The sequence below is a fragment of the Sphingopyxis sp. H053 genome (genome assembly GCF_001468225.1).
Taxonomy (GTDB): domain Bacteria; phylum Pseudomonadota; class Alphaproteobacteria; order Sphingomonadales; family Sphingomonadaceae; genus Sphingopyxis.
Map to the genome: position 1 here is coordinate 39,243 of NZ_LNRU01000008.1, position 19,956 is coordinate 59,198.

A 19,956-nucleotide genomic window follows, 5' to 3' on the forward strand; every position below is an offset into this window, starting at 1 on the left:
AATAGCGCGCCGCTAATTGCCACCGGCCGTTCGGCGATCGTTCGCGACGTCGGCAAGTGCGGTCCATTTCGCTTCGCCGGCGCTGTTTTCGATCACCGCTTCGACGAAGGCCATCGTCCGCAGGCCATCGACGATTCCCGGGAACCAATCGGCCGTGCCAGGCGGTGGCGGGGTTGGGGCGCCCGCACGAAGGGCACGGCCGAAGCCGCGATAGAGGTTGGCAAACGCCTCGATATAGCCCTCGGGATGTCCCGCCGGGGTGCGCAGCCGCGCCAGCGCCGATGGGTCGAGACCGGGTCCGCCGGCGCGGATCACTTCGACCGGCCGGTCCAGCCAGCGGAGCGTCAAGCTGTTCGGCTCCATCTGCGACCATTCGAGGCCGCCTTCCTCGCCATGGATACGCAGACGCAGGCCGTTTTCGTCACCCGCGGCGATCTGGCTGGCCTTCAATACGCCGCGCGCGCCGCCGTCGAAACGCAGCAACGCCGCCACATCGTCGTCGAGGCGGCGGCCCGGAACATGTGTAGTCAACTCCGCGCTGAGCGACCCGACCGCAAGCCCGGAGACATGTTCGGCCAGCTGGAAGGCGTGCGTTCCAATATCGCCGAGGCAGCCGCCCAGTCCCGCACGCGCCGGATCGGTGCGCCATTCGGCCTGCTTGTTGCCGTCCCGGTCGATCGGCCGGCTGAGCCAGCCTTGCGAATATTCGACCTGCACCAGCCGGATCTTGCCGAAATCGCCGCGCGCGACACGCACGCGCGCCTCTTCGATCAGCGGATAGCCGCTATAGGTGAATGCCAGGCCATAGAGCTTGCCGCTGCGGGCAACCGCCGCGTCAATTGCCCGCGCCTCGGCGAGGTCCAGCGCCATCGGCTTTTCGGACAGGACGTGAAAACCGGCATCGAGCGCGGCGATCGCCATCGGGGCGTGCAGATGATTCGGGGTGACGATCGCCAGCGCCTCCATCCGCTGATCCTCGGGCAGCGCGGCCTCGCCCGCGAGCAGGGCGTCGAGCGTCGGGTAAGCGCGAGCGGGGTCGAGCCCGAGCGCCGCGGCGCTGCGCCCATTGCGCTCGGCGTCAGCGCTGAACGCCCCGCATACCAACGCAAACTCGCCGTCGAGTGCGGCCGCCATCCGGTGTACCGCGCCGATGAAAGCGCCTTCGCCGCCGCCGACCATGCCGTAGCGCGTTTTTGACCTCGTATTCGTATTCATCGCATTCCCTTGGCCTGAATTTCCAAAATTGTTTGCGCAATTCGATTTCAACCGGTTACATGATCGCACCGGCTGTTGCCAGACGGGAGAGGATAATGAAATTTCTGTTCGCCCTGCCACCGGCAGGAGCAATATTGATTGCGCTGATGCTCGCGCCTTCACCAGCGGTGGTTGCGGCGCCGGCCCAAGGTCCCGGCGCGCAGGCCTTCGCGGCATGCCGCGCCTGCCATACGCTGGAGGCTGGCGGCAAAAGCACGATGGGTCCCAATCTGCACGGCCTGTTCGGCCGGCAAGCCGGCACCGTTGCCGGGTTCAATTACAGCCCGGCGCTCAAGGCATCCAAAATCCGCTGGAACGACAAAACGCTCGACGAATATCTCGCCGCGCCGACCAAGAAAGTCCCCGGTACACGCATGGTCGTCAAGGTAGCCGACCCGGCGCGCCGCGCGGCGCTGATCGCCTTTCTCAAGACCGAAACCAAGTGACGCGAAAGGCAAGCGCATGAAGGGCCCGGCTGTTTTCCTTGCGCAGTTCATGGGCGACGCCGCGCCGTTCGACACTTTGCCCTCGGCGGCGCGCTGGATGGCGGATGCCGGCTATGTCGGCATCCAGATTCCAACGTGGGACAGCCGCTGCATCGATCTCGCCCAAGCCGCCGAGAGCCAGGATTATTGCGACGAGCTCGCAGGCACGTGCCGCGAGGCGGGGGTCGAGATCACCGAATTGTCGACGCATCTGCAGGGCCAGCTGGTCGCGGTGCATCCCGCCTATGATACGCAGTTCGACGGCTTCGCACCCGACGCGGTGAAGGGCAAGCCGGCCGAGCGTCAGGCTTGGGCGGTCGAGCAGCTTCATCTTGCCGCAAAAGCGAGCCGGCGGCTGGCTCTTGACGCGCATGCGACCTTTTCGGGCGCGCTCGCCTGGCCCTATCTCTATCCGTGGCCGCAGCGCCCCGCGGGACTGGTCGAGGAAGCGTTCGCCGAACTCGCGAAACGCTGGCGGCCGATCCTCGACGCCTTCGAAGAACAGGGCATCGACCTCGCCTATGAAATCCATCCCGGCGAGGATCTCCACGACGGCGTGACCTTCGAGCGCTTCCTCGCGGGCGTCGACAATCATCCGCGCGCCAACATCCTCTACGACCCCAGCCATTATGTGTTGCAGGCGCTCGACTATCTGCAGTTCATCGACATTTATCACGACCGCATCCGCATGTTCCACGTCAAGGATGCGGAGCTCAATCCGACCGGGCGATCGGGGGTCTATGGCGGCTTTCAGGACTGGGTCGATCGCCCCGGGCGCTTCCGCTCGCTGGGCGATGGGCAGGTCGATTTCGGCGGCATTTTCTCGAAGCTGACGCAGTACGGCTATGCCGGCTGGGCGGTGCTCGAATGGGAATGCTGCCTGAAGCATCCCGAAGACGGCGCGCGCGAAGGTGCACCGTTCATCGCCGCCCACATGATCCGCAAGGCTGACAAGGCGTTCGACGATTTCGCCGGGGGCAGCGACCCGGCCCTCAACCGCGCGATGCTGGGGCTGACCTGACGACGCGGCAGACGAATAAAACGATAATAACTAAAGGGGACGCAGGATGACGACATTGCACAAGGGGCGCTTGTTCTGGCTGGGCGTGCTCGCGCTGTTCACCGCCGCGGCGAGCCTTGCGATCCGCGGTGCGATCGCCAGCGGGCTCAAGGCCGAATGGATCGACCCGGTCGCCCCGTTGCAAGCGGGCGAGTTGATCGCCGCTGCGCTGGGCGCGGCGTTCCTCAGCTTTGCGATCACCTTGTTCGTCGCCAGCGCGCTGCTCGACCAGATCGGCATGAAACGGTGCCTCGCGGGCGCGGGGCTGTGCTTCATCCTCGGCCCGTTGATGATCGTCACCGCGGGCCATCTCGCGACCGGCATGACCATCTATTGGCTCGTCTGGACGGGCATGCTGCTCAGCGGCATCGGCTGGGGGCTGACCGAAGCCGCGATCAATCCGCTGACCGCGCAGCTTTACCCCGACGATACCACGCACCGGCTCAACGTGCTGCACGCCTGGTTCCCCGGCGGCATCATCGTCGGCGGGCTTGCCGGCTTCTTCCTTTCGGCAGCGTTGCCGTGGCAGGGCATCATGGCGCTGGTGATGATCCCCGCTGTAGCGACCGTCGTGATCGCCCTCACCACCACCTTCCCGCCGCCGCTGCGTGAGCAAAGCGGCGTCAGCTTCGGCGAGATGATGGGCGAGGTGTTTCGCCGCCCCAGCTTCTTCATCTGGTTCGGCGCGATGTTCCTGACCGCGGCGTCCGAACTGGCACCGGGGCAGTGGATCGACGTCGCCTTGTCGAACCGCGTCGGCATGCGCGGCATTTTGCTCCTCGTCTATGTCAACGCGCTGATGTTCATCTTCCGCCATTTCGCGGGGCGGCTCGCCAACAGGATCTCGAACCCCGGCCTGCTCTGGGTATCGAGCCTGCTCGCCGCGATCGGCCTGTTCATGCTGAGCCAGGCGCAGTCGCCGGTCGCCGCGATCGTCGCCGCGACCGTCTGGGGCCTTGGCGTCTGTGTGATGTGGCCGACGATGCTCGCCTCGGTCGCCGAACGCTATCCGCGCGGCGGATCGTGGGCGATGGGGCTGGTCGGATCGGCGGGCGCGCTCGCCAGCTTCTTCGTGCTGCCGCAACTGGGCGCGATGTTCGACCAGGCCAAGATCGAGTTCGCGGGCGGTCCCGAAGCGTTCGCGCGGCTGACGGGCGCGGCGAAGCTGGCGGTCGAGGATGCGGCGGCGTCGCTGTCGTTCCAGCGGCTGGCGATCCTGCCCGTCATCCTGCTGGCGGTATTTGGCTTCATCTGGCTGCGCGAGCGCGGCAAGTCGCGCGCGGCGCTCGCAGGTCAGACGGCATGAGCGTATCGCGCCGAGCGGTTCTGGCGGGGGGCGCCATGGCGGCTGCGGCCGCGGCGACGGCGACAAACAGTGCGATGGCGTCGAACGCGCCGCGCTTTTCGCTGAAATACGCCCCGCACGAGGGCAGCTTCAAAAGCCGCGGCGGACGGCTCGAACAGATCGCTTTTGCCGCCGATCAGGGCTTCACCGCGTGGGAAGATAATGAGGCGGCCACCCGTTCGGTCGCCGACCAGACCGCGATGGCGCGCGCGCTGCAACAGCGCGGCATGACCATGGGCGTGTTCGTCGCGAGCATGCCGCGATGGAGCGAGTTCCGGCCGCTGCTGGGCGGCAACGACGATAGTGATCGCGAGCGCTTCCTGACCGATATCCGGGGTTCGGTCGACGTCGCCAAACGGCTGAATTCGAAGCATATGACGATCGTCACCGGTTTTATGGACCGCAAGCTGCCGGTCGATATCCAGACCGCGCGCGTGATCGACGTGCTGCGCCGCGCCGCGGACATCTATGAACCGCACGGACTCGTCATGGTGATGGAGCCGCTCAATACGCTGGTGAACCATCCCGGCGTCTTCATGTCGACCGTCCCGCAAGGCTATGCGATGGCGCGCGCGGTCGACAGCCCGGCGATCAAGGTGCTGGCGGACCTGTACCACGAGCAGATCCAGGCCGGGAACCTCATCAACACGCTGGACAGCTGCTGGAACGAGATCGCGTACGTGCAGTTCGGCGACAATCCCGGCCGCAAGGAGCCGGGAACGGGCGAGATCAACTATCGCAATATCGTCCGCTGGCTGCGCGCGAAGAAGTTCGCCGGCGTGATCGGCATGGAACATGGCAATTCGGTCGAGGGGCGCGCGGGCGAGGAGCGGCTGGTCGCCGCCTATCGCGCGATCGACGCGGCATGAGGGAGACACGCGTGAAGCATATCGTTTGGGCCGCGGCAATCGCGGTCGCCGCGGCGGCGGGCAATCCCGCCACGGCGCAGGAAAAGCCCGGCTTCAAGGACACGCCGATGTTGCCCGACGGCAAATGGCAGGTGCATGATTCCGACCGCCCTTATCCGACCGTAGTAACCCCGGGCACTGTTCCCGGCGCCCCGCCCTCCGACGCGGTGGTGCTGTTCGATGGCAAGTCGCTCGATGCGTGGCGGGCGAAGGCAAGGCCATGGATCGTCGAGGATGGCGCGATGACGTCGATCCCACCGCTCGGCGGCCGCGGCGAGAATGCGCTGATCAGCAAGGCGAGCTTCGGCGACGTCCAGCTCCATCTCGAATTCCGCTCACCGAACCCGCCCGATCATAGCTCGCAGGATCGCGGCAACAGCGGGATATGGTTCATGCAGCGTTACGAGATCCAGATTCTCGACGGCTATCAGAACCCCACCTACGCCGACGGCACCGTCGGCGCGATCTATGCCTGGAAGCCGCCGCTTGTGAACGCATCGCGCAAGCCCGGCGAATGGCAGAGTTACGACATCGTCTTTGAACGCCCGCATTTCGGACCCGACGGCAAGCTGCTCCGCCCGGCCTATGTCACCGCCTTCCTGAACGGCGTGCTCGTGCAGAACCGCCAGCCGTGGCTCGGCAGCACCGTCTGGCGCAAGGTCGCGAAGTATGAAGCGCATGGCGATGCCGCGCCGATCCAGCTCCAGGACCATAATTCGCCGGTTTCGTTTCGCAACATCTGGGTGCGCCCGCTGCCCGAAGCGGCGGCGAGCCATGACTTCGAAGGAACCGTGAAATGATCATCGACCGCAGAGACGCGCTGGCCGGGATGGCAGCGATGTTCGGCGCAAGCCTGTTCGCGCCGATCGCGCGCGCCGCGGCGGCAGAAGCGCCCCCGCTCATCAGCAGCGGCCCGCCCTCCTCGCCGGTGTTTACCGCGCAGCAGCGCGCGCTGATGACCGCGCTCAGCGAGCGCGTCATGCCGACGACCGACACCCCCGGCGCGATCGCGGCGGGCGTCCCCGAATATATCGAAAAGCTGCTCGCCGATTGGGCCTCGCCCGACGATCGCAAACCGATCATCGCGGGGCTCGACGCGATCGAGGCGCGCAGCCGGACCGATTTCAAGATCGCCGCCGACAAGGCGACGCCCGCGCAGCAGGACGCGCTGCTGACGCTGGCGATGGAAGACAAGCTGCCCGGCGGCGCGGACTTCTTCGACAAGTTCCGCCAGCTCGTGCTCACCGGATATTTCACGTCAGAAGTCGGCATTACGCAGGAGCGCGAATATCTTCCCGTCCCCGGCCGCTACGACGGCGCCTATCCCTATTCCGAGATCAAAAAGGTGTTTTCGTCATGATGATTGGCAGGCGGCAATGGATGGCGGGCGGCGCCGCGCTCGGGGCGGCACTGGCAGGGGGACCGCTCATGGCAAAGAGCCTCAAATCAAAGCCCATCGGCATCCAGCTCTACACCGTGCGCGAGCTCTTCTCGAAGGACCCGATGGGAACGCTCGAAAAGGTCGCGGCGATCGGTTATCGCGAGGTCGAATATGGCGGCGGCGGCTACGACAAGATGGACCATGCCGCGCTCCGCAAGACGATGGACCGGCTGGGCCTGACGTCGCCTTCGATCCATGTCGCCTATGAGGCGCTTGCCAGCGATTTCGACGGCGCGGTCGCGATGACCAAGGCGCTGGGCGCCGACACGCTCGTCGTTCCCTATATGGTCGAAGCGCATCGCAATGCCGAGGGCTGGAAGGCGGCGGTCGCCAATTTCAACCGCTATGCCGAGCGGCTCAAAAAGGCCGGGCTGGGCTTTGCCTATCACAATCATGATTTCGAGTTCATATTGAAGCACGGCGGAACCAGCCTGTTCGACACGCTGATCGCCGACGCCGATCCGGCGCTCGTCCGACTCGAGCTCGACCTGTTCTGGGCGGTCGCCGCGGGCGAGGATCCCAAGGCAATCATCAAACGTCTGCCGGGGCGCATCTATGCCTATCACGTCAAGGATCGCACCGCCGACGGCAAGATGACCAGCGTCGGCAAGGGCGTCATCGATTTCGCCGACATCTTCACGCTCAACGCTGTTGCCGGCGTGAAGCATTTCTATGTCGAGAATGATCAGTCGCCCGCCCCCTATCTTCCCGACATTCAGACCAGTTTCACCACGCTCAGCCGCCTTCGCGCCTAACCCGATATTCGAGGATCAAGATATGACCGACATGTTCGATGCGATCGTCATCGGCTCCGGAGTGAGCGGCGGATGGGCCGCGAAGGAATTGACCGAAAAGGGCCTCAAGGTCCTGATGCTCGACCGCGGGGTGATGGTCGAGCATGGCGAGGATTATGATTATGACGGCAAGCCGGCCTATGAGATTCCGGCGCGCGACAGGATGCCCGCGGCGCTGGTCAAGAGCGACTATTTCATCGCCACGCATGGCTATGTCTCGCCGTCGAACCAGAAATTCTACAACAACGACCGGCTCAACCCCTATGCCTATGACGAGGGCGAGAAATTCTACTGGATCCGGCCCGCCGCGGTCGGCGGCAAGTCGCTGATCTGGGGGCGCTGGAGCTTTCGCTGGAGCCCGGAGGATTTCGAGGCGAACAAGCGCGAGAATGTCGGGGGCGACTGGCCGATCCGCTATGACGACCTTGTTCCCTGGTACGATTATGTCGAGAAATATATCGGTGTGTCGGGATCGCGCGAGAATCTGCCGCAGCTGCCCGACAGCGCGTTCCAGCCGCCGATGCAGATGAACGTCGCCGAAAAATGGGTGAAGGAACGGCTCGAGACGACCTCGCCGGGCCGCAAGCTGATCAACACCCGCCTGTCGAACATGACCGAGGACAAGGAGGATCAGGGCCGCAGCAAATGCCAGTTCCGCAACCAGTGCGGGCGCGGCTGCTCGTTCGGGGCCTATTTCTCGACGCAGGCGGTTACCCTGCCCGCGGCGCGCGCCACCGGGCGGCTGACCCTGCGTTCCGACGCGGTGGTCTCGAATCTCGAATATGATCCCAAGACGAAGAAGGTCACCGGCGTGCGTGTGATCGATACGAAGACGAAGCAGGCCGAAGTAATCCCCGCGCGCCTCGTCTTCCTCTGCGCCTCGGCGATGGCCTCGACCCAGATCTTGATGAACTCGCGTATCCCCGGAACGGCCAAGAGCCATTTCGATTCCAGCGGCACGCTGGGCCGCTATGTGATGGACCATATCTTCCGCGTGAACATCTCGGGCGAGATACCGGGGATGACCGACTATATCGAATATGGCCGCCGCCCGGGCGGCGTCTATATCCCGCGCTTCCGCAACGTCGGCGGCGAAGAGGGGATCGGCTTCAAGCGCGGCTATGGCTATCAGGGCAGCGCGCGGCGCGATCCGCTACCGCCCAAGGGCTTCGGCGCGGCGATGAAGCATGGCATGCGCGGCTATGGCCCGTGGAAGTTCGGCATGGGCGCCTTCGGCGAATGCCTGCCCTATGAGGACAATCGCGTCAGCCTGCACGCCGACAAGGTCGACCGGTTCGGCATCCCGCTGATGCGCTTCGATGTCACCTTCCGCGACAACGAGATCCGCATGATGGACGATGCGCGGACCGAGGGCGAGGCGATGCTGCGCAAGGCGGGGCTGCAGAACGTCACCAGCGAGCGCCGCGAACATGTCCCCGGCGACGCGATCCACGAAATGGGCGGCGCGCGCATGGGCGCCGATCCGCGCCAGTCGGTGCTCAACAAATGGGGCCAGGCGCACGACGCCGCCAATCTGTTCGTCACCGACGGCGCGCAGATGGCCTCGATCTCGTGCGTCAACCCGTCGCTCACCTTCATGGCACTGACGGCGCGAGCCGCCGACCACGCCGTAAAGCTGCTCAAGGCCGGCACGATCTAGGGGCGCCAAAGGGGATTATCCGCCGCGAGCTGCCTTGCCCAAGGTGCTGCGGTGTTGCCCATAGGCCGCATAGAGGGCGAGACCGATCAGATTCCAGACGAGGCACCACAAGAGCGTTTCGGCGGGCAGACTGAGGAACAGGTAGAGGCAGCCGCCGATCGTTCCAAGCCCGACCAGCCATGCCGCGCGCACGCGAAAGGGCCGGGGCGCATCGGGGGCGCGGCGGCGAAGGACGAGCAGGCAGACGCCGACCGCGATGAAGGCGATCAGCGTTCCGGCGTTGGCGAGTGCGGCGACCTTTCCGATCGGGAGCAACCCGGCGAGGACCGCGACAATCGCCGCCGTCAGCAGCGTGATGCGCGCCGGGGTGCCGCGCCCTGAAATATGCGCGAGGCGCTGCGGCAGGAAGCCGTCGCGCGCCATCGCAAGGAAAATGCGGCTTTGCCCGTAGAGGAAGGCGAGCAACACGGTCGGCAGCGCGACAACGGCGGTTGTCGCGACGATCTGCGCGATACCGCCCTGCCCTATCGAGCGCAGGATCAGCGCCAGCGGCTCGGGACTGTCGGCAAAGGTCGTGAAAGGCGTCGCACCGACCGCCGTAGCGGCGACCAGCATGTAGATGAGCGTGCAGACGGCCATCGAACCGATGATCGCGATCGGCAAGTCGCGCGCGGGGCGCTTTGTTTCTTCAGCCGCGGTCGAAATCGCATCGAAGCCGTAGAAGGCGAAAAAGATGATCGCGGCGGCGGCCATGACCCCGCGCTGGACGCCGTCGCTGTCGACCTGCGCGGCATAACCATAGGGCATGAACGGATCGAGGTGTGCGGCGTCGAAATAGGGCAATGTGTAACCGACGAAGAGCAGCAGCGTGACGATCTTCACGACGACGAGCACCGAATTGATCCGCGCACTCTCGCGCGTCCCCAGCAGCAGCAGGCCCGCGACGACCGCGATGATCGCGACCGCGGGAAGATTTATCAGCCCGCCGAGTTCGGGCCCGCGCGTCAGCACCTCGGGAAACCCGATCCCCATCAGGAGCGGCGACGCATAACCCGACCAGCCCACCGCGACGGTCGAGACGACGAGCGAATATTCGAGGATCAGGCTCCAGCCGACGATCCACGCAAAAGCCTCGCCGAGCCCCGCATAGGAATAGCTGTAGGCGCTGCCCGCCGCGGGCATCATCGCCGACAGTTCGGCATAGGCGAGCGCCGCGCAGGCGCAGACCGCGCCCGCGATGGCAAAAGACAGCAGCACCGCAGGGCCCGCGCGGTCGACGCCGACGCCGATCAGCGTCAGGATTCCCGTGCCGATGATCGCGCCGACGCCCATCGCCATCAGTTGCGGCCACGACAGGCTGGGCGGCAGCGCCCCGGCGCTGCGTTCGCCGGGCGGTGCGATGGGTTTGCGGCGGGTCCAGTTCTTCACGATGCGTCTCCCAATATCCGGCCCGATGGTTCGGGTCCGCCGCTCACCCAAATGCGTCAGTTCGATGCGTCCGTTCAGGGCTTTTCGTTCGGGAACAGCAGCAGCCAGTCGGCCTCGGCCTGGATGCGCGCAAAGAAGCTCCAGCTGTCGACGGCGATCGACCGCTTCAGCCAGGGCTTCGCCTTTTCGGGCTCGCCGCGGAGGATATAATAGTTGGCGAGGCTGTAAGCGGTCGACGCCGCCACCCCGTCGGCGGTCGCGAAAGCGCGGCCGCTGTCCTTGTCGCTGAAGAAACTGTCGGCCGCGCGGTTGCCCTTGAACAGCTGCAGCCCGTCGAAATAGGTGTCCGACCCGCCCTTCGGGTGAACTTCGAACAAGGTCAGGTCATAATCGTCGAGCAGCTTCTGTGCCTCACGAAGCTTCCCGGCGCGCGCGAGCGAAAGATATTCCCAATAGCCGTTCGCGGTGCGTGCCTCGACGTCATGGGTGAAGGCGGCAGATTCGGCCGACTTTGCGAACCATTTCGCCGCATTTTCGAAATCATGCTTGCCGAAATAAGCCTGACCCAGATGGTAATAGAGATAATATTGCACGACATCGGGGTCGCCCGGGAAATAGTCGGGGCCCGGTTTTTCGCGTTCGAGCGGCTGGTTCTCATAAAGCTTCGCCGCTTTCAGCCCCAGTTCGATCGACTTGTCGAACTCGCGCAGCGAAAAGGCGCGATGCGCGCGGTGGCGCAGCAGCTTGCCCGAATTGGGGAAGCGCTTCAGCGCCTGATCGTAGACCCCCGCCGATTCTTTCGTATAGCCCTGATAGAAGAGGATGCGGCCGTACCAGGTCGCGCTGTCGACGGTCATATTGGCCTCGAACGCCGCCTTCGCATCGCGCGCGGCGCGTTCGAGCGTTTCGGTCGATGCCACGTTCGCGTTGCGCGCGGGGCTGGTGACCATCCGCTCGCCGAGCAGCGACATGCCCTGAAAGCTGCCTTCCTGCGCCGTCGCCGTCACCGGCGCGGCGATCAGCAACAGGCCGGCCGACACCAGCAATTTCAAATGCCTGGGCTTCATCATAAACATCCTCTCCGAACTGATCCTATGTCTTCAATCGATATCGAGATCGAACTTCACACCCTGCGCGAGCGGGAGCGATGTCGAGTAATTCACCGTCGCGGTAACGCGGCGCATGTAATTCTTCCAGCTGTCGGACCCCGACACGCGCCCGCCGCCAGTCACCTTCTCGCCGCCGAACGCGCCGCCGATCTCGGCGCCGCTCGTCCCGATATTGACGTTGACGATGCCGCAGTCGCTGCCCTGCGCCGACTGGAATTTCTCGGCCTCGCGCACGTCGCTGGTGAAGACGCACGACGACAGGCCCTGCGGCACGCCGTTCTGCAGCGCAATCGCTTCGTCGAAGCTGGTGTAGGCGAGGACATAGAGGATCGGCGCAAAGGTTTCCTCGCGGACGATTTCGCTTTGTGCGGGCATCTCGACGATCGCCGGACGGACATAATAGGCGTCGGGTCCCGCGACCTCGATCCGGTCGCCGCCGTGGACGGTGCCGCCGTCGCGGCGCGCCTGTTCGAGCGCGCGCTGCATCGCGTCGAACGCGGCCTTGTCGATCAGCGGGCCGACGTGCGTCGCGTCGTCGAGCGGGCTGCCGATGTTGAGGCTGCCGACAGCCGCGATCAGGCGCTTCACGAAATCGGCGCGAATGTCCTCGTGGACAATCAGGCGGCGCAAGGTCGTGCAGCGCTGGCCGCACGTGCCCGTCGCGGCGAAGATCGTCCCGCGCAGCGCGAGCCCGATATCGGCGCTCGGCGCGACAACCGCGGCGTTGTTGCCGCCGAGTTCGAGCACCGGGCGCCCGAAGCGGCGCTGGACGCGCACGCCGACATCCTGCCCCATGCCGACGCTGCCCGTCGCGCTGACGATCGCGACATCGGGATGGTCGGCGAGCATCGTGCCGCACGCGGCATCGCCGATCGCGACCTGCACCAGATGGTCGGGCGCAAGCTCATAGTCGGCCGCCGCCTTCTGCAGCAGCCCGGCGAAGGCGAGCGCGGTGAGCGGGGTCTTTTCGGACGGCTTCCAGATCGCGCTGTCGCCGCAGACGAGCGCGACGGTGGTGCCCCACGCCCAGACCGCAGCGGGGAAATTGAACGCCGAGATCAGCCCGAGCACGCCGAGCGGGTGCCAATATTCGGTCAGCCGGTGCTCGGCGCGTTCGGACGCGATCGTCAGGCCGAAGAGCTGGCGCGACAGGCCGACGGCATATTCGCAGATGTCGATGACCTCCTGCACCTCGCCGCGCGCTTCGGTCAGGATCTTGCCATTCTCGATGGTCAGGAGGTGCGACAACGCCTCCTTATGCTCGCGCACCAGCAAGCCATAGCGCCGGACGAGTTCGCCGCGATGCGGCGCGGGCACGTCCTTCCAGACCGCGAAAGCGGCCCGCGCATTAGCGACCATCGCATCCATGTCGCCCGCCTTGTCGGTGCGCAGGGCTGCGAGTTCCGACCCGTCGACCGGCGAGAAAACCTTGAGGTCCGAACCCCGGCTGGCATCGAGCGACAGCCCGAGCGCGCCGAATATATCGGGGACCGAATGGGCAAAGCCGCCCTGCGCGCTGTGGCCGGCACCGGGAGAAATCATCTTATCAAGAGCGTTCATCAAATTGTCCGTTGAAAGGGGAAAGCAGGTTGTTGGCGGGTTTGCGTCATGGGCTCGCGCGGCCATCGTGGATGATGACGCGGCCGTCCTTGATCACCGTAGAGACGCGCTCGGTCACCGTCACATCGCGATAGGGATCGCCCGCGACCGCGATCATGTCGGCATATTTTCCGACTTCGATCGTGCCGATATTGTCCGATTGATCCAGCAGCGCCGCGGCATCGACGGTCGCCGATCGCAGCGCCGCCATCGGCGTCATCGGACCTTGCTCGACCATCAGGCGAAACTGCCGCGCATTCTGTCCGTGCGGCGACACGCCGGCGTCGGTGCCGAAGGCGAATTTGACCTTATGCTGGACCGCGAGCCGGATATTCCGCCCCGCGACGCGGCGCGCTTCGGTCATCTTCGCCTGCACGGCGGGGCTGGCCTCGCTTTCTTTCCGCGAATCGAGCAGGCCGAGCGTCGGCACGAGCCAGGTGCCGCGCTTCGCCATCAGCTTCGCGGTTTCCTCGTCGAGATAGGTGCCATGCTCGATCGAATCGACCCCCGCGCGCACCGAGGCGGCAACGCCCTCCCCGCCATGCGCGTGCGCCGCGACCTTGAGCCCGAGGCTGTGCGCGGTGGTAACGATCGCAGTGAGTTCCTCGTCGGTCAGGTGCTGGCCCAGTCCGCGCGCCTGTTGCGACATGATGCCGCCGGTCGAGGTGACCTTGATCAGGTCCGCGCCATATTTGGCGGCTTCGCGCACGCGCAGCGCGCATTCGACGCCGCCGGTGCAGGCACCGGTATAGTCATAGGGATAGAGCGCCTCGGTCGTCTTGCGGTTGAGCCCCGACATGTCGCCATGCCCCCCGACGATCGACAGCGACGTGCCCGACAGGAAGATGCGCGGGCCGACAACCGTCCCCTTGTTGACCGCGTCGCGCAGCGCGTGGATCGAAGTGCCGTCGGAGCCGACGTCGCGAACCGTCGTGAACCCGGCCTCGAGGGTCTTTTTCGCATTGGAAAAAGCGAACAGCGCGACATCCTCGGGCGTATCGACCGCCGCCGCCCATAGTTTCGTTTCGGGCGAGAAGCTGAAATGGACATGCGTGTCGATCAGCCCGGGCAGCAGCGTCCGGTCCTTCAGGTCGATCACCCGCACGTCCGCGCGCTCCAGATAGCCCGGCTGGATTTCGGCGATGCGCCCATCGCGGACCACGATCGTGCTCGGTCCCAGCGGCTTTTCGCCCGGAATTGCGACGACGGCGCCCGCGTGGATTACCAGCGTATCGGCAAGCTCGGCGCCAGCAGGCGCCGCGACGGCCGTGCCCGAAAGCGACACGCCGATCGCCAGCGCCGCCCATTTCCCAATGCCGCTCAAGCGAAATTCTCCCGTCGGCCCACGCCGCGAGGCCGCCCGTGCAGCACTCCCCATTTGCATAGGAAGTTTTTGCTAGTTGAGCAAGAATTTTTATGATAGGAAAATTATGGAAATTACGACACATTGCGGAAATCAACGAATTTCCGGTGGGGAAACGGGTCCAAAAGGAGGGAAAAATGTCGAAGTTCGTGTCACGCCTGTTGTTGTCGTCCGCGCTCGCCTTCGCGATCACGCCGATGGCGCATGCCCAGTCGGCGCCGCCCGAAGAGGATGGCGCAGAGACCAGTGCCGGCGGCAGCGACATCGTCGTCATCGGTACGCGCCGCAAGGACCGCTCGATCACCGATAGCTCGGTCGCGATCGACGTCATCGCGCCCGAACAGATCGCGACGACCGGCTATTCGGACGTGAACGACGCGCTGCGCACGCTCGTCCCCGCGTTCAACGCGCAGCGCCTTCAGGGCAACGACGGTTCCTCTTTCGTGCGGCCTGTCACGCTGCGCGGCTCGCCGGCCGATCATGTCCTGCTGCTGATGAACGGCAAGCGCCGCCACCGCGCCTCGATCGTGCAGATCGGTACCGGCCATGCCTCGACCTCGGGTTCGCAGGGTCAGGATTTCAACGTCATTCCGCCGATCGCGCTGTCGAGCGTCGAAGTGCTCCGCGACGGCGCGTCGGCCCAATATGGCTCGGACGCGATCGCCGGCGTGATCAACCTGGAGCTGAAAAAGGCCAGGAGCGGCGGCTCGATCATCGGCCAGGTTGGCGAATATTATACGTCCGGCGGCCGCACTTATGACATCCAGGGTCATCTGGCCGTCCCGGTCGGCGACAATGCCTATTTCAACATCGCCGCCCAATATACCGACCAGGCCAAGGCCTATGCGAAGAAGGCCACCCATTCGGGCGCCGAGGCGATGCGGGCGATGGGCATTCCCGGTATCCCCGAGCATCCCGAGGGTAATCTCGATCCGCGTTACATGGCGTTCAAGTCGGTGTGGAACGCCGGCATCGAACTCAGCGACGAACTCGAACTCTATAGCTTCGGCAACTATATGACGGGCAAGAGCTCGGTCACCTTCGGTCTGCGCCAGCCCGTCACGGCGGGCGGCCTGAACCGCCACGGCACCTATGCCAATTCGGCGTTCGACCTGACGCCCGCGCACCCCGAATTGTTCAACCTTGCCGCCGTCTATCCGGGCGGCTTCACGCCGGAATTCCGCGGCCATCTCGAGGATTTCAGCGCCCTTGTCGGGCTGCGCGACCAGGAAGGTCCGCTGACCTGGGACCTGTCGGCGCGCTACGGCACGAACACCGTCGACTACACGATCACCGGCACGATCAACGCGTCAATGGGGGTCAAGTCGCCGACCGCGTTCAAGCCCGGTTCGCTCACCCAGCGCGAAATCCAGTTCGACGCCGAAGTCTCCTATGAGCTGAGCAACGACATCCTCGTCTTTGCCGGGGCCAGCCATCGCAAGGAAACCTATGTCATCGGCGAGGGCGACGTCGCGAGCTACACGACGGGTCCGCTGCGGGACCTGCCCGCGGGCTCGAACGGTTTCCAGGGCTTCTCGCCCGAATTTGCCGGCAGCTTCGATTCGAACAGCTATGCGGTGTTCGGCGAAATCGATGCCGACATCACGCCTTGGTGGAATCTGTCGGCGGCCGCCCGCTACGAGGATTATGACCAGTTCGGCGACAATTTCAGCTACAAGGCCTCGACGCGCTTCGAGCTGAGCGATGCCTTTGCGCTTCGCGGTTCGGTCAGCACCGGCTTCCGCGCGCCGGCCGCCGGACAGGTCTTCGGCACCAGCCTGACCTCGCAGCTCGACGGCGTCGGCGGCTTCATCCTCGACGCCGTGCTCGTTCCGGGGTCGCCCGCGGCGCGGGTCTTCGGCTCGGAGGCGCTGACGCCCGAAACCTCGTTCAACATGTCGGCGGGCGTCGTCTTCACCGGCCTCGACGGCTTCCTGACCACGCTCGATTTCTATCAGATCGACGTCGACGATCGCCTGTTGCTGACGCCGTCGCGGAACACCACCGCCGCCGAGCGCGCCGCGCTGGCCGCGATCAATTTCCCGAACGGCGCGGACATCCAGCAGGTGCGCTATTTCCAGAACGAGATGGACACGCGCGTGCGCGGTTTCGACCTGGTGAGCACCTATCGCCACAGCTGGTCGGACAATGCCTCGACCGACTTCAGCCTTGCCGTAAACTATAATGAACAGCATCTGCGCGGCGCGCCGCCTCCGGGGTTCAGCCCAGCGATCGTGACCGAGTTCGAACGCGGCACCCCGCGCTGGCGCGGCAATTTCTCGGCGACGACCAAGGTCGGCGATTTCGGCTTCATGGCGCGCGCGATCCATTATGGCGCGTGGCGCCGCCTCGATGGCGCGACCTTCCTGCCGCGCAAGGCGGTGACTTTGTTCGACGCCGAAGTGACCTATTCGGGCATTCAGGATGTCGAGCTGAGCGTCGGCGCACGCAACATCTTCAACATCTTCCCGCCGGGTCGCGGCCCTGCGCGCGCCCGCGCCGGCCTGATCTATGACAATCACAGTGTATTCGGGGTCGCCGGCGGCTTCTATTATTTGAATGCTAAGTATAAATTCTGATCTCGTCTGTTAGAGATCGACGCGTATTTCCGGTGGGCACATACGGCATTGGCATAGCGGATATGCCAATATCGTAGCCTATCGGAAATTTGTGCCTTATAGATGGCGGCGGCTGATTGGCCGGACCTCTTCCCCCAGCCGTCCCCATCGGCCGATGCCATGCGATCTCGAGCAAGTGAAGGATTGGAGATTTATGCCGCCCAGAAATGGAGACGAGCCGGAAGTTTTGGGTGCCGTTCGTACCGCGAAGCGGCCTCGATCCGAAGGCTTTCACCTGGGCGAGCGCTTGCGCCAATTGCGCAAGGAACGCGGGATGACGCTGGAGGATGCGGGGCGGTTGACCGCGCTTGCGGCCTCGACATTGTCGAAGATCGAGAATGACCAGATGTCGCCGACGTTCGACGTCGTGCAGAAACTCGCGACCGGCTTCGACATCGACATCACCGAATTGTTCGCGAGCAATTCGGGGCAGGATGCCGCGGGCCGGCGCAGCGTCACGATGGACGGCGCGGGCCGCCTGATGGAAACCGCGGTCTACCGCCACCGGCTGATCGCCGCCGAGCTCAAGAACAAGAAGATCCTGCCGTTCGTCACGACGATCAAGGCGCGCAGCCTCGAGGATTTCAAGAGCTGGTCGCAGCATAGCGGCGAGGAATTCCTCTATGTGCTCGAAGGCGAAATCTGCTTCCAGACCGAGCATTATGAGCCCGCATATCTCGGCGTCGGCGACAGCATCTATATCAACAGCAGCATGCAGCACGCCGCCTATTCGACGAGCGAGGAAGATGCCGTCGTGTTGTGGGTCAACACCGGCTGAGCGCCCGCCCGATCATCGGGCTTGCAATAATTTTCCGATACGCTAATTTCTTTCCAATAGAAAATTGGAGAGGGCGAAGCGATGGACAGACGGAATTTCATCCTGTCGGGGGCGGCCTTGTCGGCCACGATGGCGTTCGCGCCCGCGGCGGCGACACGATCGAAGACGCGGCCCCTCACCTTCGACGCGATGGGCGAGGTGCGCTTCGAATATGACGCCGCGCTGATCGGCCAGATGCGCGCCAGCGGGCTCGACGCGATCACGGTCACGCTCTGCGACCCCAAGGCCTATGAGGGGCAAGCCTATGAAGAGGCGGTGCAGGCGGTGCTCGACCATGACGCGCATATCGCCAAGCATCCCGAGCTGTTCCTGAAGGCGACGAAGACCAGCGATATCGACGCCGCGCGGGCGAACGGCCAGCTCGCGCTGTTCTACCTGTTCCAGAACAGCACCCAGTTCGGCCGCGACCTCGACAATGTCGACCTGTTCCACAAGCTCGGGGTGCGGTCGGCGCAGATCACCTATAACGACCAGAATTGGGCGGGCGCGGGGTGCAAGGAACTCGGCGCGAACGGCCTCTCCCATTTCGGGCGCGATCTGGTCGGGCGGATGAACGAGCGCCGCATGCTGATCGACCTGTCGCATTCGAACATGCAGACGATGGCCGATACGATCGCCGCGTCGAAAATGCCCGTGATCGTCTCGCACACCGCGTGCATGGCGGTGCACAGCAATGTCCGCAACACGACCGACGCGAACCTGCGCCTGCTCGCCGACAAGGGCGGCGTCGCCGGCATCTGCCAGATGCGACCGTTCCTGACGACGAAGCGCGACGACGCGCTGCCCGAATATTTCCGCCATATCGACCATGCGGTGAAGGTGATGGGCGCCGACCATGTCGCGATCGGCAGCGACCGCGACCACCGCGTCGTCGAGATGACCGACGCCTATATCGCCGAGCTGAAGCGCGAGGAGGGCGCCAATTTCCACGAGCCCGACTGGCCTTTGTTCATCAACGAACTCAACGGTCCGCGGCGCATGGAGGTGGTGTGGGATGGCGTGCGCAAGCTCGGCTATCCGACCAGCACGGTCGAAAAAATCATGGGGACCAACGTCCGCCGCATCTATCAGGAAGTGATCGGATGAGCCTCCGTCTTTCCGCCCTCACCCTTGCCTTGCTGCTGACGGCAGCCCCTGCGTCGGCGAACGTCCCTGGCGCCGACGCGGGGAATTGCGCGACCAGCCTGATCGGCACGCCGCTGACCGTGCCTAAATTCTCGCCCGCGACGCAAAAGCTGCTCGACGAGGATATCGCGATCGCCGCGGCAGCGCTGCGCATCGCGCCGGGCCGCGAGGACAGCCATATCTGGTACGGGCGGCGCCTCGACTATGCCGGCCGCATCTGTGACGCGGTCGATGCATTCAGCGCCGGGATCAAGCAGTTCCCGGAGAGCTACAAGCTCTACCGCTTCCGCGCCCGCGACCTGACGCGCGCGCGCAAGTTCAAGGAGGCGCTCGCCGATTATGAAAAGGCGCTCGCGCTGATGGGCGACACGCCCGACAGTTTCGAACCCGACGGCATGCCCAACCCGATCGGCCTCACGATCAGCACCTATCGCGGGAACATCGTCTATTATCACGCGCAAACGAGCTTTGCGACGGGCGACTATCCGACGATGGTGTCGGGCATGGCGAAATCGCTGGAGCTTGCCGCCGATTTCGCGCGCGACGACATGCGCGTGCCGACGGCCTACTGGACCTATCTCGCGTACCGGAAGATGGGGCAGCACGACAAGGCGCGCGCCGCGATCGACGCGATCGAGCCGGGGCTGAAGCTGATCGAGAATTTCACTTATTACCAGGCGGTGCAGATCATGCAGGGTCGTCTCGACCCCACGGGCTTCAAGGACAGCCGCGACAGCACCATCAAGTTCGCGATCGCGATGGAGCGTCGCTTTGCCGGCGACGAGATGGGCGCAAAGGCGCTGCTGACCGAGATCGTTCGGGAAAATCCGCAGGGCCATTGGCCTTCGGAAGCCGAATTGGCGCACCCGGACCGAAAAGCCTATTGATCCCTTCCTGCCCGGCTCCACCAAGCCTGTTCATCAGGCGGA

17 protein-coding genes are annotated in these 19,956 nt (G+C 64.7%); 12 read left to right on the forward strand and 5 right to left on the reverse strand.

Annotated features, from left to right (window positions below; genetic code table 11):
* Nucleotides 1–12: 12 nt before the first annotated feature.
* Nucleotides 13–1,215, reverse strand: coding sequence for a Gfo/Idh/MocA family protein (locus tag ATE70_RS16610; protein ID WP_058538968.1), 1,203 nt, complete (start codon nt 1,213–1,215; stop codon nt 13–15).
* Nucleotides 1,216–1,274: 59 nt separating this feature from the next.
* On the opposite strand from ATE70_RS16610, the gene ATE70_RS16615 reads away from it, so the two are divergent.
* Genes ATE70_RS16615 through ATE70_RS16650 form a run of 8 tightly spaced genes read left to right on the forward strand, consistent with a single transcriptional unit; the run spans nt 1,275 to nt 8,947 of the window.
* Nucleotides 1,275–1,700, forward strand: coding sequence for a c-type cytochrome (locus ATE70_RS16615; RefSeq protein ID WP_331458704.1), 426 nt, complete (start codon nt 1,275–1,277; stop codon nt 1,698–1,700).
* 16 nt (nt 1,701–1,716) lie between these two features.
* Nucleotides 1,717–2,760 carry a sugar phosphate isomerase/epimerase family protein gene (locus ATE70_RS16620; RefSeq protein WP_058538970.1) on the forward strand — a complete coding sequence of 348 codons (1,044 nt, stop codon included), beginning with the start codon at nt 1,717–1,719 and terminating at the stop codon, nt 2,758–2,760.
* Nucleotides 2,761–2,806: 46 nt separating this feature from the next.
* Nucleotides 2,807–4,105, forward strand: a complete 1,299-nt coding sequence (locus ATE70_RS16625) for an MFS transporter (protein ID WP_058538971.1) — start codon at nt 2,807–2,809, stop codon at nt 4,103–4,105.
* Between the two features lie 35 nt (nt 4,106–4,140).
* Nucleotides 4,141–5,013, forward strand: a complete 873-nt coding sequence (locus tag ATE70_RS16630; protein ID WP_231732748.1) for a hydroxypyruvate isomerase family protein — start codon at nt 4,141–4,143, stop codon at nt 5,011–5,013.
* 11 nt (nt 5,014–5,024) lie between these two features.
* Nucleotides 5,025–5,852 (forward strand): 3-keto-disaccharide hydrolase, encoded by an 828-nt coding sequence (locus ATE70_RS16635; protein WP_231732749.1) that lies wholly within the window; start codon nt 5,025–5,027, stop codon nt 5,850–5,852.
* Nucleotides 5,852–6,412, forward strand: a complete 561-nt coding sequence (locus ATE70_RS16640) for a gluconate 2-dehydrogenase subunit 3 family protein (RefSeq protein ID WP_058539091.1) — start codon at nt 5,852–5,854, stop codon at nt 6,410–6,412. The genes ATE70_RS16635 and ATE70_RS16640 overlap by 1 nt, the downstream gene beginning before the upstream one ends.
* On the forward strand, nt 6,409–7,248 hold the full coding sequence (locus ATE70_RS16645) for a sugar phosphate isomerase/epimerase family protein (RefSeq protein ID WP_058538974.1): 840 nt from the start codon (nt 6,409–6,411) through the stop codon (nt 7,246–7,248). Before ATE70_RS16640 ends, ATE70_RS16645 begins: the two co-directional genes overlap by 4 nt.
* A 22-nt stretch (nt 7,249–7,270) precedes the next feature.
* Nucleotides 7,271–8,947, forward strand: a complete 1,677-nt coding sequence (locus tag ATE70_RS16650) for a GMC family oxidoreductase (protein WP_058538975.1) — start codon at nt 7,271–7,273, stop codon at nt 8,945–8,947.
* Nucleotides 8,948–8,962: 15 nt separating this feature from the next.
* On the opposite strand, the gene ATE70_RS16655 is transcribed toward ATE70_RS16650, so the two are convergent.
* The 4 genes from ATE70_RS16655 to ATE70_RS16670 form a co-directional block, all read right to left on the reverse strand.
* Complete coding sequence (locus ATE70_RS16655) at nt 8,963–10,375, reverse strand: amino acid permease (protein ID WP_058538976.1); 1,413 nt, start codon at nt 10,373–10,375, stop codon at nt 8,963–8,965.
* Nucleotides 10,376–10,449: 74 nt separating this feature from the next.
* Complete coding sequence (locus tag ATE70_RS16660) at nt 10,450–11,445, reverse strand: tetratricopeptide repeat protein (protein ID WP_058801032.1); 996 nt, start codon at nt 11,443–11,445, stop codon at nt 10,450–10,452.
* Between the two features lie 30 nt (nt 11,446–11,475).
* On the reverse strand, nt 11,476–13,044 hold the full coding sequence (gene amaB / locus ATE70_RS16665) for an L-piperidine-6-carboxylate dehydrogenase (RefSeq protein WP_231732750.1): 1,569 nt from the start codon (nt 13,042–13,044) through the stop codon (nt 11,476–11,478).
* Nucleotides 13,045–13,090: 46 nt separating this feature from the next.
* Entirely contained in the window at nt 13,091–14,407 is a 1,317-nt protein-coding gene (locus ATE70_RS16670) for a metal-dependent hydrolase family protein (RefSeq protein ID WP_058538978.1), read from the reverse strand.
* A gap of 176 nt (nt 14,408–14,583) precedes the next feature.
* Here ATE70_RS16670 and ATE70_RS16675 point away from each other — a divergent pair, with 176 nt between their 5' ends.
* The 4 genes from ATE70_RS16675 (at nt 14,584) to ATE70_RS16690 (ending at nt 19,914) form a co-directional block, all read left to right on the forward strand.
* Complete coding sequence (locus tag ATE70_RS16675) at nt 14,584–17,025, forward strand: TonB-dependent receptor plug domain-containing protein (protein WP_058538979.1); 2,442 nt, start codon at nt 14,584–14,586, stop codon at nt 17,023–17,025.
* 193 nt (nt 17,026–17,218) lie between these two features.
* Nucleotides 17,219–17,842 (forward strand): helix-turn-helix domain-containing protein, encoded by a 624-nt coding sequence (locus ATE70_RS16680; protein ID WP_082639728.1) that lies wholly within the window; start codon nt 17,219–17,221, stop codon nt 17,840–17,842.
* A gap of 81 nt (nt 17,843–17,923) precedes the next feature.
* The gene (locus ATE70_RS16685) at nt 17,924–18,988 is read left to right on the forward strand and encodes a dipeptidase (RefSeq protein ID WP_058538981.1); all 1,065 of its coding nucleotides are present in this window, start codon (nt 17,924–17,926) and stop codon (nt 18,986–18,988) included.
* Nucleotides 18,985–19,914, forward strand: a complete 930-nt coding sequence (locus ATE70_RS16690) for a hypothetical protein (RefSeq protein ID WP_058538982.1) — start codon at nt 18,985–18,987, stop codon at nt 19,912–19,914. Before ATE70_RS16685 ends, ATE70_RS16690 begins: the two co-directional genes overlap by 4 nt.
* The last annotated feature ends 42 nt before the right edge of the window (nt 19,915–19,956 follow it).

Excerpts from the sequence above, each read along its gene's own strand:
- amaB (WP_231732750.1), bottom strand. The coding sequence starts at position 13,044 with ATGAACGCTCTTGATAAGATGATTTCTCCCGGTGCCGGCCACAGCGCG.
- ATE70_RS16690 (WP_058538982.1), top strand. The coding sequence starts at position 18,985 with ATGAGCCTCCGTCTTTCCGCCCTCACCCTTGCCTTGCTGCTGACGGCA.
- ATE70_RS16630 (WP_231732748.1), top strand. The coding sequence starts at position 4,141 with ATGGCGGCTGCGGCCGCGGCGACGGCGACAAACAGTGCGATGGCGTCG.
- ATE70_RS16625 (WP_058538971.1), top strand. The coding sequence starts at position 2,807 with ATGACGACATTGCACAAGGGGCGCTTGTTCTGGCTGGGCGTGCTCGCG.
- ATE70_RS16620 (WP_058538970.1), top strand. The coding sequence starts at position 1,717 with ATGAAGGGCCCGGCTGTTTTCCTTGCGCAGTTCATGGGCGACGCCGCG.
- ATE70_RS16680 (WP_082639728.1), top strand. The coding sequence starts at position 17,219 with ATGCCGCCCAGAAATGGAGACGAGCCGGAAGTTTTGGGTGCCGTTCGT.
- ATE70_RS16645 (WP_058538974.1), top strand. The coding sequence starts at position 6,409 with ATGATGATTGGCAGGCGGCAATGGATGGCGGGCGGCGCCGCGCTCGGG.
- ATE70_RS16615 (WP_331458704.1), top strand. The coding sequence starts at position 1,275 with ATGATCGCACCGGCTGTTGCCAGACGGGAGAGGATAATGAAATTTCTG.
- ATE70_RS16650 (WP_058538975.1), top strand. The coding sequence starts at position 7,271 with ATGACCGACATGTTCGATGCGATCGTCATCGGCTCCGGAGTGAGCGGC.
- ATE70_RS16675 (WP_058538979.1), top strand. The coding sequence starts at position 14,584 with ATGTCGAAGTTCGTGTCACGCCTGTTGTTGTCGTCCGCGCTCGCCTTC.
- ATE70_RS16685 (WP_058538981.1), top strand. The coding sequence starts at position 17,924 with ATGGACAGACGGAATTTCATCCTGTCGGGGGCGGCCTTGTCGGCCACG.
- ATE70_RS16610 (WP_058538968.1), bottom strand. The coding sequence starts at position 1,215 with ATGAATACGAATACGAGGTCAAAAACGCGCTACGGCATGGTCGGCGGC.
- ATE70_RS16660 (WP_058801032.1), bottom strand. The coding sequence starts at position 11,445 with ATGATGAAGCCCAGGCATTTGAAATTGCTGGTGTCGGCCGGCCTGTTG.